The sequence below is a fragment of the Thalassotalea litorea genome, assembly GCF_043642205.1.
Lineage (GTDB): Bacteria > Pseudomonadota > Gammaproteobacteria > Enterobacterales > Alteromonadaceae > Thalassotalea_A > Thalassotalea_A litorea.
Window position 1 is genome coordinate 39,943 of record NZ_JBHZSG010000012.1, and the last position, 13,869, is coordinate 53,811.

Sequence of the window (13,869 nt, forward strand, 5' to 3'; positions counted from 1 at the left end):
GCGGAGTGGACGGGACTCGAACCCGCGACCCCCGGCGTGACAGGCCGGTATTCTAACCAACTGAACTACCACTCCGCATCTCGGTCTTTGCTCAACATGTCGTTGAATGCGGCGGGAATAATACGGTTATGGATTACATGAGTCAACACTTTTTTCAGATAAAACTTACTGACTGAACAAATGTCGACCAAAACGGCGAAAGTCGCCGCTAGCTTGCATATTTATTGAGCTTTATTCGGTTGCAATGTCTTCGACGGATAATCGCCAAATCGGTGCGCTACCTTTCTTTTCAACCGTATCCAGACGAGCTTCGTGGTCTTTTAACTCTTCAGCGTTGGCCATGATCACCGGTAATGGGTTGCGATTCGATTCGATTCTCCGAATACCTGCTGTAGCCCCTTCATCGCCATCGCCATGTTGCAAATTCAACGTATTTTGCAGTCTGGTCATTTCGATATAGACGAAAGCCAGCAACTGTGCATCAATCAATGCACCGTGATAGGTACGATCCACTAACTTATCTACGCGATAAAATCTCGCCAGATAATCCAACGTTTTGGGTGAGCCAAATTCATCTCGAGACACTTTTAACGTATCGGTAACGGTACAGATATCATGGGTCATTGGCAGACCGCGATTTACCATGGCAAATTCATGATCCATAAAGCCGACGTCAAATTTAGCATTATGGATGACCAGTTCAGCGCCACGAATAAATTCTATAAACTCATTAGCCACCTGGTGGAACAAAGGTTTGTCTGCAAGAAAGTCATTGGTCAGACCGTGGACGTCGATAACTTCCTGCTCCATTTCCATTTGCGGGTTAATGTAAACATGGTAATTGCGACCGGTTAACCGGCGGTCAATCATTTCGACACAGCCAATTTCAACAATTCGATGTCCAGCTTTTGGATCAATACCCGTTGTTTCTGTATCGAGAATGATTAATCGTTCTTGTTGTGTTTCTTGCACTTGATGTACCTGACAAATAAAGAATAATGACTTAACAAAATAGCCACGGGAAATTTTATCGGTCGTTGATAAAACCCCAAGCCGAAAAATTAGTATGATGGTACACTGGCACCAGCAATAAGCAAAGTAAGAATAATCAGCCTATGAAAAAACACGTGGATATATACACTGACGGCTCATGCCTCGGTAACCCGGGACCGGGCGGGTACGGAGCGTTACTGATATATAAAGAACACCGTAAAGAACTCTCGCAAGGCTATAAGTTAACCACCAATAACCGTATGGAAATGTTGGCGACTATTGTAGCTTTGGAATCATTGAAAGAGAGTTGTGATATCACCTTAACGACGGATAGTCAGTATGTTCGACAAGGCATAACACAATGGATCCACAATTGGATCAGAAATAACTGGCGAACAAGCGCAAAGCAACCGGTTAAAAATGCAGATCTTTGGAAACGTTTGTATCAGGAAACTCAGCGTCATAAAATTGACTGGAAATGGGTAAAAGGTCATTCTGGCCACCCTGAAAATGAGCGGGTTGATGATTTGGCCCGTACCGCTGCGGAAGGTAAAAATTTAATCGAAGATGTAGGCTATCAGGAGTAAATACGGTAAGTTACTACGTCATAAGAATCGGACCCACATTATCGAGCCGATATTTTAATAAATTCTCAGGATGAATTATGAACCCGGATATTAAAGCATTTTTCCATCAGGCATCATTCACTTTGACCTACGTAGTCTCCTGCCCGCAAACCCGGCAATGCGCGATTATTGACCCAGCGCTGGATTTCGACCCGATAGCCTGTCAAATCAGTTCTCAGTTTAGTGACCAATTGATTCAATACATTCAGGATAACCAACTTAACTTATCCTATATTCTGGAAACTCACGCTCACGCAGACCACATTTCCAGCGCCAGCTATTTAAAATCAAAATTAGGGGGCGAAATCGGCATCAGCGCAAACATCAAACGTACTCAATCGGCCTTCAAAGTGATTTTTAATATGGCCAAGCAGCTCAATGAAGGGGCTCAGCACTTTGATCGATTACTGCGTGAAGGCGATAGCCTAGCGCTTGGTAACCTATCCATTGATGTTCTGGAAACCCCCGGCCATACCCCTGATAGCATTACCTTTGTCATCGGCAAACACGCTTTTATAGGTGATACCCTATTTATGCCGGATTCCGGCAGTGCCCGTTGTGACTTTCCTGGCGGTGATGCGCGACTGCTGTATTCTTCAATACAAAAATTATACGCACTGGGCGATGCAACCTGTCTCTATATGTGTCATGACTATCAACCGCAAGGCAGAGCATTAGCCTTTCAATGCACTGTCGCTGAGCAGAAACAGCAAAACATTCAGGTTCGTGAAGGTGTCGCTGAGCAAGATTACGTAAAAATCAGAGAAGCACGAGACGCGACATTAGCTAATCCAACTCTTCTATTCCCTTCCCTGCAATGCAATATTCGGGCAGGAAAATTACCGATACCTGAAGATAATGGTCAGGTATATTTCAAACTTCCGGTGAACGTCGCTTAATTATTTAAGCGGCTCTTCCCTTTCCCAGTTTCGTCTTTTACAAGCTCAGGAAACTCGGCCAAATTAAGGCGCACCCGGGGAAGCAGGATCCCCGATGCTATCACTATCATGGCTAAAATCCATTGCACGTAAACCTGCGTGCCGATTTTTCCCTGCCAGATAATGCTATAGATACTAAACAAAACCGCTTCAATAATCAGTATCGCTAACGCCACCCAAATCATCCTTGGCCACAAAAACCTGACCAGAGGCGAGGCATCGGGTTTTCTGAAAAACACCACATAAGCAAACAATAACGACGGTACAGATACCGCTAAAGCGACATAAAACGTTTGTGGAACTGGATACGCTAACTGAATGAGCTGCAATTTATCACGCATGTTCACCAACGACAGCAAGCCCACCAGGTACGCTCGATTCAGATATATCATGACCAGATAAAACCACCACGACAACTTTAGGCATTGGTGGCGATCAAAATCTTTTAATGAGTACTTGGCATATGGATGTACTGCTTTCTTATCCATCGGGCTTTCTTAGTCCAAAATCTAATGCGGGAACAGATCCGCAAAATCGTCTTCGAGGTTATTAATCGCGGCTTTAATCGCAACTAAAGCACGGGATTTAAACTCACGATAATACAAGATATAAACAACCATAAGGCTGCTAAAAATGAATAGTAATGGGTGGAAGAACCAACAAAGTGCAGCTAATGCAAAATAATAAGACCGCAACCCATAGTTATACGCATGTCCGGCCTGATCCTGAACTACCGCCATTTGCTTGGCGTAATCTATCAAATTTTGCTTTTTGGTGCCTTCTTCAAATGGCGCCGCCCCCATCATGATATTAACAAAGCCATACTGGCGCATCGACCAGGTAAACTGGAAAAATGCCATAACAAAAATAATGACCAACAGGCTCAATTTAATCTGGATTAAAATGGGCGTTTTTTCTGCCGCATACGGGATTGCAGATAACATGCTGGAGACATTATCCACTTGGGTGAATAACGTTAAAACACCGGCAAGAACCAGCATGGTAGACGAGGCAAAAAATGCCACGTGGCGATCAAGATTAGATAACATAGCGGCATCAGATACCCGGATATCGTGATCAAACACATGCCGCATCCAGATGATCCGCGTTTGATGCAAACAGCGTGAAAGACACGGTGTGGTTTTAGCTTTATGTCGTGAAAACTGGGTATAGCCGACCCAGCTAGCAACAAAAATGAAAAGCGCGAAGTAATCTAATACTGTCAATGTCCAATCTCCTTGATAATCCGGGCTATTATGCCTAAAACAAAGTCATTATTCGACACACATATCTTAAATTTGTCGTTTTTTCTGTCCTTTCCAGCCCATTAAACACACCCTAAGCAGCTGTTAAATATAACGTTTATATTGCGCCGTAACAAAAATTTACAATTTGACATAAACACCGAATAAAGGTATAAAAAACCAAACGTTTTCGGTATCCCGGAAAAATAAAAATAACAGCAAAAATAGGAAGTTTGAATGATTTTGCTTAGGGAAAACGTTAAAGGTCTCTTACTTTGTGTTGGTCTTTTTCTTGTCTCATTTGCCTCCGTATCCAAACAGCAATTTTCAATTCCCCATATCAAGGCTGATGTTACGCTTGATGGAGAACTCAATGAGGCTGCCTGGCAACAAGCTCAGCGCGTTGACCTGGATATCGTCAACCACCCTTATAACAACACCCCTAGTCCGGTTAAAACCCAAGTCTATATTTTTGAAGATGGCGAAAAGATTAACTTTGCATTTAAAGCCTTTGATCCAAATCCGAAAAATATTCAGGCATTTTTGCGGGACCGGGATCAAGCCTGGGGAGATGATTTAGTCGGCATCAAACTCGATACGTTTAATGATCATCGCCTTGCATACAAATTTTTTGTCAACCCGTTTGGGGTCCAAAATGATGGCATTCAAAATGAAATGACCGGCGAGGACAGCAACCTTTGGGATGGTATCTGGTACTCTTTTGGCAAAATCACGGATTTTGGCTATTTAGTGGAATTTTCAATCCCTTACCGTGAGCTTAACTTCCAACCAGGTGATGATATTAAAACCTGGGGCATTGAAATGATGCGTTTGTACCCAAGAAACCAACGCTTGCGTATTTCTCATATCAAAATAGATCGTGACAATCAGTGCTGGGTTTGCCAGATGGATGAATTGACCGGGTTTGAAAACGCCAAAACAGGTCAAAACCTTACCATAACCCCGTCATTGGTTGCGTTACATAATAAAGAAAAAGCCGATTATTTATACCCCGATGACCAGTCGCAAACAAAGGATTGGCAGTCTGAAAATGACATTGAACCTGGCTTGAATGTCCGTTGGGGAATTACCCCGGATACGCTGTTGAACGTTACGTTAAATCCTGATTTTTCCAATGTTGAAACCGATGCCGGACAACTTAGCGTGAATCAAAACGAAGCATTATATTTCGATGAGAAACGGCCATTTTTTCTAGATAATTCTGAATATTTTTCCAGCCAATCGGATTTGGTTTATACCAGAAATATTGTTGACCCTGATTTAGGTGTAAAGCTGACAGGCCGGGAAAGTGGTCATTCATTTGGACTGTTTACCGCCAAAGACCAACAAACCAATTTTATTTTACCTGGCAATGTATATTCTCGTCCGGTTGAAGTGGCTGGCGATAACTGGAGCAGCGCACTACGTTATCGATATGATGTTAATAATGATCTGTCTCTGGGATTGATCTCAACCATTCGCCAGGGAGACCAATACCATAATCTCGTTTCCGGTGTAGATGGAAAATACAAAATCACAGATTCAAACAAAGTGGTCGCCCAGGTGATGTATTCGGATACCGAATATCCTGACGACTTATTTAATCAATTTTGTATGGAAGGCCAATGTGGTCATGCCAGCTTAGTTGGTAAGCAAGATGAACGTTTTTCAGATACTGGTTTTAAAATTGGTGTTGAGCACAATAGTACAAACTGGAGTCTTAGTGCCCACTATCAGGATTTAGGGCAGGATTTTCGCGCAGATTTAGGTTACATGCCGTTAATCGACATCAAGCAGTTGAAGACCAATATTGAACGCATCGTTTACAGCGATGACAGCTGGTGGACCGACCTATATTTTGGTGCCGAATATGAATCAACAAACAATCAGGAAAACGAGTTAATTAACGAATCTTTTGCAGCAAATTTTAGCATATTTGGGCCGATGCAATCATTCGCAATGATTAGTCTGATAGAAGAAAATCGAGTGGGACTTAGATTCAACCCAAACGATACCAGTATTGATGGCAATACCACCTTGTTTGATCTATCAAAGATGAATGGCGTATTTCTGATCCAACCCTTACCGAATTTTGTCTTTCAACTTTATGCTGAGGTCGGAGATGGTATCGATTACTACAACGATCGGGTTGGCGATGCGATTGTGTTTGCCCCTGAAGCGACCTGGAACATCAATCAAAATACTCAATTAGATATGGCGTATACCTTTGCTAAGCTCGACGCGGAAGGTGCCAATGTCTACATTGAAAGAGTATCCGATATGCGTTTAAGCTATCAGTTTGATATCAATAGCTCGATAAAATTAAACCTTGTTTATACCGATTCAGATATAAATCTTAGCAATGATGCTTGGGCATACGATTTTGCCAATTACGATTTTGACGATAATATCGCCGAAAAAAATAACGTGTCTGCGCAACTTATTTATTCTTATCGGATTAACCCACAAACGGTATTTTTCTTGGGCTACTCCAGTAACGGCTATAAAGCGATTGGCCAACCCAATACACCCGACCAATTCCTATTAAAAAGACTGGCTAAAACCGAGAATGAAACGGCCTTCTTAAAGCTCAGCTACGCCTGGATGTAACGGTAATAAAAGATTGCTCTTTGGAGCTTGCCTATCAGAGCAATCTTTTTCAGCACTTTACACGTGTTAGTGAAATAAACAAAGGCTAACACCGTTACATAATATGAATTGCGACACTGTCACAGTGCTGTTGATAGCAGGCCGTTAACTGGTTTTTTCCCTTCGGCAACGTATCATGCTCGATTCGTTCCCCTGCGACTCTTTCTTCGTTTAAATACCATTGCACCGGATTACGACTTGCTTTGGGCAATAGACTCTGTCCCGTAGCCAAAAACAAATGAGCATTGTCTTTTGGGAAAAGAATCTTCAGTGGTGATTGACTGATAATTCGATCAGGGCGTTGTATGCTCATCCAGTGTTGCAAGTGCTCTGGCCACTGATGGAGATTCTTGAGGTTGTGCTGAGTTTTCATGGTCACTGGCGTCAAACCATTGATGGTGTAAGCGCGGTGTAATGACCTGCACTGAGCATCAGCCACCAAGGTGCTGGCTAACCCACTGGGCCAACATATGGCTTTTTCCACTACATTATCCGGTTGTTCCCAGCTATCTCGTGGTTGCGGTAATTGATCAAAAACATCGAATAATAATGGCGCAGCCTGATTCGCGCCGGTCTGCCCGACAAAAGGCGAACCATCCGGTCGGCCAACCCACACCGCAACGGTATAACCGATACTAGAACCAATCGCCCAGGCATCCCGAAAACCGTAACTGGTACCGGTTTTCCAGGCGATTTTACGATTAAACGCCGCCGCAAACCGATCTGACGGCTCAATCTCACTGAGAATATTCGCAATAATCCAACTACTTTCCCGGGTAAGAAACGGCGACGTCTTTATTTCATCCATTGTGGTATAACGTGGAAAAATTATCTCACCGCCGCGGCCAAATGCTGAGTACATGGTCAACAGTTGTTCCATGGAACTCCCCACTCCGCCTAACGCAATACTCAAATTTGCGGTTTTTCGATGCAAGTGAATGTCTGCTGCTGCAACCCTATCGACAAAATACTGCGGCGTTAAACTATCCAGAACCGCAACAACCGGGACATTTTTACTCAGTTTTAATGCCATATCCATAGCAACAGCGCCATCAAAGCGTTGATCGAAGTTTTCTGGTTTGTAGCCAGAAAACGTTTGCGGCACATCGCTTAGCAGGCTTTTAGAATGCAATAATCCTCGTTCGAGCCCTAACGCGTATATAAAAGGTTTTAACGTACTGCCAGGAGAGCGGATTGCAACCGGCATATCAACATGCCCTGCCCTTTGTTTATCGAAAAAGTCAGCAGAGCCTTTGTATGCTTTCACTTCACCGGTAGCATTTTCCATTACCATCACTGCCATAGATAATTTTGCCGGTAATTGTTGCAAGTGCTGTTCAATAATGGCTTCAACATCAGATTGCAGCTGATGCGAGATAAACGTGGTGATCGATGACGTTATGGATTTCCCTATTGCTACTGATTGATTGACAAGATCATTGTCCTGATTTTTTGTCAGACTATGTCGTTGTCTTTGCCATTGTTGTTTTAATTTTCGACTCAGTAGCGGCGCCAGGGTTACCGTGCTTTGAATATTTCCCGACACCTTGTCTTGCAGATAAAAAGGCAATGCTTGCTGAGTAATCAGTCCATCCTGTTGCAAACGCTGTAGCACCTTATTGCGAGCATGAAGAGCCATCGCCGGGTATCTGTCAGGTCGATATTGATTTGGTCTTTGTGGCAGGACGACCAGTAATGCCGCTTCATTGATCGTTAACTGTTGCGCGCTTTTACCAAAATATCGCCAGCTTGCGGCAGCAACTCCTTCAATATTCCCACCCATCGGGGCATGGCGCAGATATAATTCAAGGATCTCATCTTTGCTGTATTTAGCTTCTAATTGCAATGCTCGGAATATTTGTTGTAGCTTACCCCAGTAACTGCGTTGATAGGGATGAAACAAACGGGCAACCTGCATCGTCAGGGTCGAACCACCGGACACCACTTTGCCGTAGTAGATTTGTTGCCCGATAGCCCGGACTAACGAGAACGGGTTAACGCCGGGATGCTGGTAAAAATATTTATCTTCATAGCTTAACAGGGCTTGCAGGTAAAATAGCGACACCTTGTCGCGACTCACATCAAAACGATAGAACCCCAGCTCATCTGTGAATTGGCGCAAAGGTGTACCATCGGCGGCAAGTACCGAGATGCCAACGGGCCGTTCAATAACCTGTAACGGAAATGTCCAGCTAAGGCCCTTAAATGTCAGCCAGGGCATAATTAGCATGATAGTCAATGCTACCCACCTTTTTCGGCTTAACAGCCGTCCCATGGGCTTAACCATAACGAAGGGCCACCGGCAATAATGTTGGATTCGTTCCATTAGCATTTGATATCAATGTTCTATCGTTAAAAAATCATTCTAGCTTAGCAACGGCTTGCGCAAGCGTGAGCATTTAAAGCTCAGGGTGTTTTTAGCTCAGGGCTGTTTTTAGGCTCACGGCTGTTTTTAGGCTCACGGCTGTTTGATCACAAATTCATCAAAAACGGGCTCAATAAAGAGTAGTCGCTCAGGCTCGTACATATCTTCTATCAACGCCGGTGTCGCCTTTGCAATCGACGGCGTTTCAGCACGGATCACGTAGGCAAAATTGTAATTTTTACGACCATCCATGGCGACTGCCGCTACATACCTGTCGTTTCGAAACTCTTCATGAAGTAGCGCTTCAGCTTTTAACCCTGCCGCGCGTAACACCTCATTGGCATTGGTAAACATCGGGTTTTCGATCACAAACCCGGTTGGGAGAAAATCGACCAGCAACGCCTGATCCACTTTTTCATTACTGTGTGCATCAATCACCACAATCAGTTTCTCCCCGACATTTAACGGCTCACCTTTATAGACATCACCATTTTCGCGCAATAGTTGCTTACCCAGGTTTTCATAATCCATGGTCGATTGATATGCCGCTTTATCGCTCGCTGGGCCCCTTGCCAGTATTTCCACATACAGAGGGAAATCATTGCTATTTTCAATCACCCCACCGTCAATCAGAGGTAATCGGGTGATCCCCATTTGTACCTTGTCGTCAAAATCGTGCTCATACGCATCGTTGTTATCCTGTGGGGCTTGTTCGTCGGTTTGTTGCTGAACATCAACATCCTGTTGAACAGCATGCGCGTATTGATATTGGTATGGTTGCTGACGATCCTGGCCGAGTAAGGTTCCAAGCTCCACCAGCGCGATTTGCTCTTGCGTACTTAAGTACTGTCTTCGATTAAGATCGCGTTTCACTTTTTGTATCAGGTCGTTACGCATGCGAATAACCTCATCCGACAACTTAACATAGCCACCTAGCTCACTGATCACGATGGCGATCCGGGCATAGTCTCGAAGGTACGAACCATAATCATAGTTCCACGAATGCTGTGCGATACGAGGGGTTTTCTTGCTATCAAGTAGTAATTTCTGCCCATTTTCAATATCCCCTTTAAGCATCAACGCCGCACCTAAATAGGCGCTTGCTAATGGCCCTGGGGCAAACCCGCCCTGTAATTGCTGCAATTTCCCATAGTCAATTTGATTGGTTTGGGCTAATAACCAATATCCGTAATATTGAGCCGGAGGTTGATTTTGGTAGGCACGTTGTTTAATCCGTTTTATGGCCCGGTTCATCATGCTTTTTGGCACAATTTGGGGATAATTTTCATTCGCTTTTAACAGGAAATCGGTGACGTAGACACTCACCCAGGGATCTTCTTTACCGTGTTTATTCCACAGCGCAAAGCCACCGGTCGATTTTTGCATCCCACTTAGGCGGGCGATGGCCGTTTCTAGCAAATGACGCGGGGTATTGTTGTCTAGTTTCGACTGCTTCTGGGCGTTTAAATCTGGATTGTCGATCAGCCAGGGTAATGCTTTCGATGTGGTTTGCTCCGCACAGCCATACGGATAAGCAAACAAGTGTTCGGCATAGGGCATCGGATCGAGTAAGGCATTGGCCGACAACGCCAAGCCACCAGGATGATTTTGACTCAGCTCGATGTCTTGCCAAAACGCATTGTTTAAGGTCAGTCTTTCCCCAGCAGATAACGTCCGTGTCGATTTCTTTGTTATTAATGGCATACCATCGCGCACCGGGACCGTCCAACGGCGACTAAACGAGGATGCCTGGCTTTTGATGTGAATGGTAACAGCAGCCGAGTCAATACCTTTGGCAACCTTAAATCGCACCGGAAGATGCGCTCTTTCTCCGTATTTTAATGCTACATTCAATTGCGCTTTAGACAATAGTTGCAATGCTTCTGGCAATTCTATCGTCATGTCGATTTCCATTGCATCATTAGCGCTGTCACTGTCGGCTTGATGAAAGACTTCCAGCATTACCTGAGACTCATCTCCGGGTGTCAGAAACCTCGGTATGGCCAGTTCGGCGACAATGGGTGCGCGAATCGTCACATCCTTGATTGCCTGACCAAAAGAATCCTGGGTAAAAACTGTGGCGATCACTTGCGCTTCGCCATTGTAATCGGGGATCTGCAGGGAAACCTTACCCTGGCCGCTATCATCAAGACGAATGGCTTCACTCATCAGGGTAATGGTTTTCGATTCAACCAGTTGGTCGGGGCGCTGATTGAATGCAACCTGAGCATCACCGCCATAGCGATGCTGAAGAAAAGAGTCCGGCCGTTGCTGATAAAATCTGGCGTACAAATCTACAACATCGCCCCCATAACGCTGGTGCGAAAAGAAATAATCAAATGGGTTTTGTGGATTGTAACCAGAAAGATTAACGATGCCTTTGTCTACCATTGACACCGTGACCCATGCCGGTTTTCCCGCACTGTCTTTAGCATCAATTTGCAAAGAAGCCGTTTGCAAAGGCAATAAGATATCCTGATGGCTAATGTGAACCTGCAATTCTCGTTCACTTCGATCCAGAGCAATTGGCGCGATCGCAAATAAACGGCGCGGCACGGCTGCCTGATTAGACACCAAGGTGGCGCTTAGGTATAGATCGTGGCGATTGCTATCGCTATCTATGGGCACAAGAATTGTGGCTTCACCTTCTGCAAGTTGTTGCTGATAAGTCCATTCCACCTGATCCGATTCCAGCGTCAACAGTAGCTTACCGGCCACCGGGGATTGGATTTGAACCGCAGCCGTGTCTCCCGCATGATAAGTGGTTTTATCCAATCTCAACCCTAATTGATCCGGCTTGGCGGGTTTTTGTTTGCCCGCACCCTGCCATTGGGCGTTAAACGCATAAGTTGTTTTGGTGCCGCCAGCTTGCCAGGTCACCAAACGATAATTTCCATATTCCACCCGTAATTTTAGTGGTTTCGATTGTCCTTGCTCCGTCTGCACTTGATCCATATACACAGGACGCCACTCATTGTCTCGATGCATGCTCCAACCGGCCTGATCTTCGTAAGTCCAATAGTATCCACCCCGATTACGTTCTAGCCGGTATTCAATATTACCAGCCAATAACGCCTGGCCATCGGCGGATAAAACACCAAGTTCAAAAGATACCTGTTGATAGGCCTGCACCTTAGCCGGCGCCTTGATCGCCGTTAATGGCTCGCCGCTCCAATAGGAAATTTTTTGTTTGCGGGTAATCGTAGCACCGCCTTGTTCAAATAATTCACTGGTCAAATTGACCGTAACCGGAGAGGATAATTTATCCAAAGACATCAATGGATAATCAAATGACGCTTTGCCCTCTTCGTCTAACTGAATCGCATCAAATTTGGGAAGATCCCGAGACGGATAAATGGTGTAAGGCGTACCAACAAAATACGCTTGATAAGGCCCTTGCAAATGATGTAACGATTGATAATACGGGGTGATTTTCAACTGATTCCCTGCGGTAGGCGCACCGAATAAATAACGGCCCTCCACATCGAGCGTGACTCTCGGCTTCGGTTGCAAAGTGATAGTACTGGTCTCGACCTGTAAATCCATCCGTTCAGGTACAAATTCAGAGACGAAAAAGGTTAATTGCGCAATGGCTTTTTTAGCGCCGGAATGGGTTTTCACCCGCGCATGCCATTTGCCTAATGCTGCACTCATAGGGATAAGGTATTGAGTTTGAAAAAATCCCGCATCATTACCCTGCAACCAGCGATTGGCAATGATTTTTCCATCGGGTTGTACAAATTCGACATAGAGCCGGGATTGCTTTACAAGCGCGCCATCCTGATCCCGTAACAAAATATTCAGCGGTAGCGCCTCTCCACTTTTAAATAAATCTCGATTCGAGTACACATAAGCCTGTACAGGCTGGTATGCATTGCCGGTTACATCAAAATCTGACAAATCCAGGGGCATTTCCTTTAGCGGCAACCAACCGGTATGTTGCGGAGTTTCGATCAGCAAGACTTCATTGCCTTGAGTTTTGTATGGAAACTGCCCAAAGCCGTTTTTTAACGTTCCTAGCTTGGTCTTTCCCACATTCGGTTGCAACACGTAAACGGTTGCGTCTTGGGCAAATGCGCTACCAGAAAAATAGGTCGCATGAATCGCCAGTTGCTGTTCAAAAACTTTCGCCTGAATACCAATGTCGGTGAGCAGAACCTGAATAAATTTTGTACTGTCATAATCAAACTGCCCCCCACCTTTCACTGCCAGTAAATACCAACCATGGCTTAAATCTGACGGCAATTTCAGATCCAGAGACTGACTTTTATTCACTGGCAGTTTAGGGAGTTGAAAGTCCAGTGTCGTAATCGATTTAAGGTATTTACTAAGTCGCTGCACCTGATAAGAGGAAACCTGTCGGTTATAAAAACTTTTTTGGATAAATTTTCCAGGCTCGGTTATTCGCAGTATTTCCACCGAAACACTGTCCAGATTGACCACAGACAGTGGAATGGTTCTGGGTCCATCGGCGGGTATCACCGGGCCTCTGCCCAAAATCGTGACATCGGAATTTATTTGCGCAATCGTGACATCTTTACTGGCAAAGGGTGTGACACCACCAATATCAAAGGCTTCCACCCGATAGCGACTACCTACCTCAACCTTTGTATTAATCAGCGCCAGATTATTTTTATTCAACTGGTTATAAGCTGATAGGTCCTGCAATGTTTTATCAGCCTGTATTTTAGAAATACGAATCTTGAATGGTTTATCGATGGCAGCAACCGGCTGCGCAAACTGGACAATTATGGCGGGTTTGTCTTTGTGCATATAGTGGCCCATGTAATCGACTTGATTGGCCATTACCGTGTTCATTACCAGTAGCAAGAAAAGTAACAACAAGGGTGGTAGGAAATTGTGCGAAAATTGGAACTGGTGGTGAATCCTGACTTGCATTCTTAGTCATCCGTATTTATGAAAGAAAGCGCCAAACGGCTGATATAATTACCATTTACATTGATTAAAATTAGCAGGCATTACCGTAAAGATCATGACCTATTATCGAATAATTGTGATCAATTATGACAATCGAAAAGCCAGTGAACCCGGTT

Annotated in this window: 8 protein-coding genes and 1 tRNA gene; 3 read left to right on the forward strand and 6 right to left on the reverse strand. The window is 44.6% G+C overall.

What is annotated here, in order from left to right; all coding sequences use genetic code 11:
- Position 1 precedes the first annotated feature (1 nt).
- Both ACHUFQ_RS08135 and dnaQ read right to left on the reverse strand, forming a co-directional pair.
- Positions 2-75 (reverse strand) — tRNA-Asp (locus ACHUFQ_RS08135).
- Between the two features lie 156 nt (positions 76-231).
- Positions 232-972 carry a DNA polymerase III subunit epsilon gene (gene dnaQ, locus ACHUFQ_RS08140; protein ID WP_394174612.1) on the reverse strand — a complete coding sequence of 247 codons (741 nt, stop codon included), beginning with the start codon at positions 970-972 and terminating at the stop codon, positions 232-234.
- A gap of 143 nt (positions 973-1,115) precedes the next feature.
- Here dnaQ and rnhA point away from each other — a divergent pair, with 143 nt between their 5' ends.
- Entirely contained in the window at positions 1,116-1,580 is a 465-nt protein-coding gene (gene rnhA, locus ACHUFQ_RS08145; RefSeq protein ID WP_394174613.1) for a ribonuclease HI, read from the forward strand.
- 77 nt (positions 1,581-1,657) lie between these two features.
- On the forward strand, positions 1,658-2,518 hold the full coding sequence (locus tag ACHUFQ_RS08150) for an MBL fold metallo-hydrolase (protein ID WP_394174614.1): 861 nt from the start codon (positions 1,658-1,660) through the stop codon (positions 2,516-2,518).
- Here the strand turns inward: ACHUFQ_RS08150 and ACHUFQ_RS08155 are convergent.
- A complete protein-coding gene (locus tag ACHUFQ_RS08155) occupies positions 2,515-3,045 on the reverse strand; it encodes a DUF2919 family protein (RefSeq protein ID WP_394174616.1) in 531 nt (176 codons plus the stop codon). The genes ACHUFQ_RS08150 and ACHUFQ_RS08155 overlap by 4 nt on opposite strands.
- Positions 3,046-3,066: 21 nt before the next feature.
- Positions 3,067-3,783: a DUF599 domain-containing protein gene (locus ACHUFQ_RS08160; RefSeq protein WP_394174618.1), complete on the reverse strand. Its 717-nt coding sequence runs from the start codon at positions 3,781-3,783 to the stop codon at positions 3,067-3,069.
- A gap of 255 nt (positions 3,784-4,038) precedes the next feature.
- Here ACHUFQ_RS08160 and ACHUFQ_RS08165 point away from each other — a divergent pair, with 255 nt between their 5' ends.
- Positions 4,039-6,411, forward strand: a complete 2,373-nt coding sequence (locus ACHUFQ_RS08165) for a carbohydrate binding family 9 domain-containing protein (RefSeq protein WP_394174619.1) — start codon at positions 4,039-4,041, stop codon at positions 6,409-6,411.
- 94 nt (positions 6,412-6,505) lie between these two features.
- On the opposite strand, the gene pbpC is transcribed toward ACHUFQ_RS08165, so the two are convergent.
- Together pbpC and ACHUFQ_RS08175 are read right to left on the reverse strand one after the other, a co-directional pair.
- Positions 6,506-8,680, reverse strand: a complete 2,175-nt coding sequence (gene pbpC / locus ACHUFQ_RS08170) for a penicillin-binding protein 1C (RefSeq protein ID WP_394174658.1) — start codon at positions 8,678-8,680, stop codon at positions 6,506-6,508.
- A 228-nt stretch (positions 8,681-8,908) separates the two neighbouring features.
- Complete coding sequence (locus tag ACHUFQ_RS08175) at positions 8,909-13,621, reverse strand: alpha-2-macroglobulin family protein (protein WP_394174620.1); 4,713 nt, start codon at positions 13,619-13,621, stop codon at positions 8,909-8,911.
- Positions 13,622-13,869: the final 248 nt, after the last annotated feature.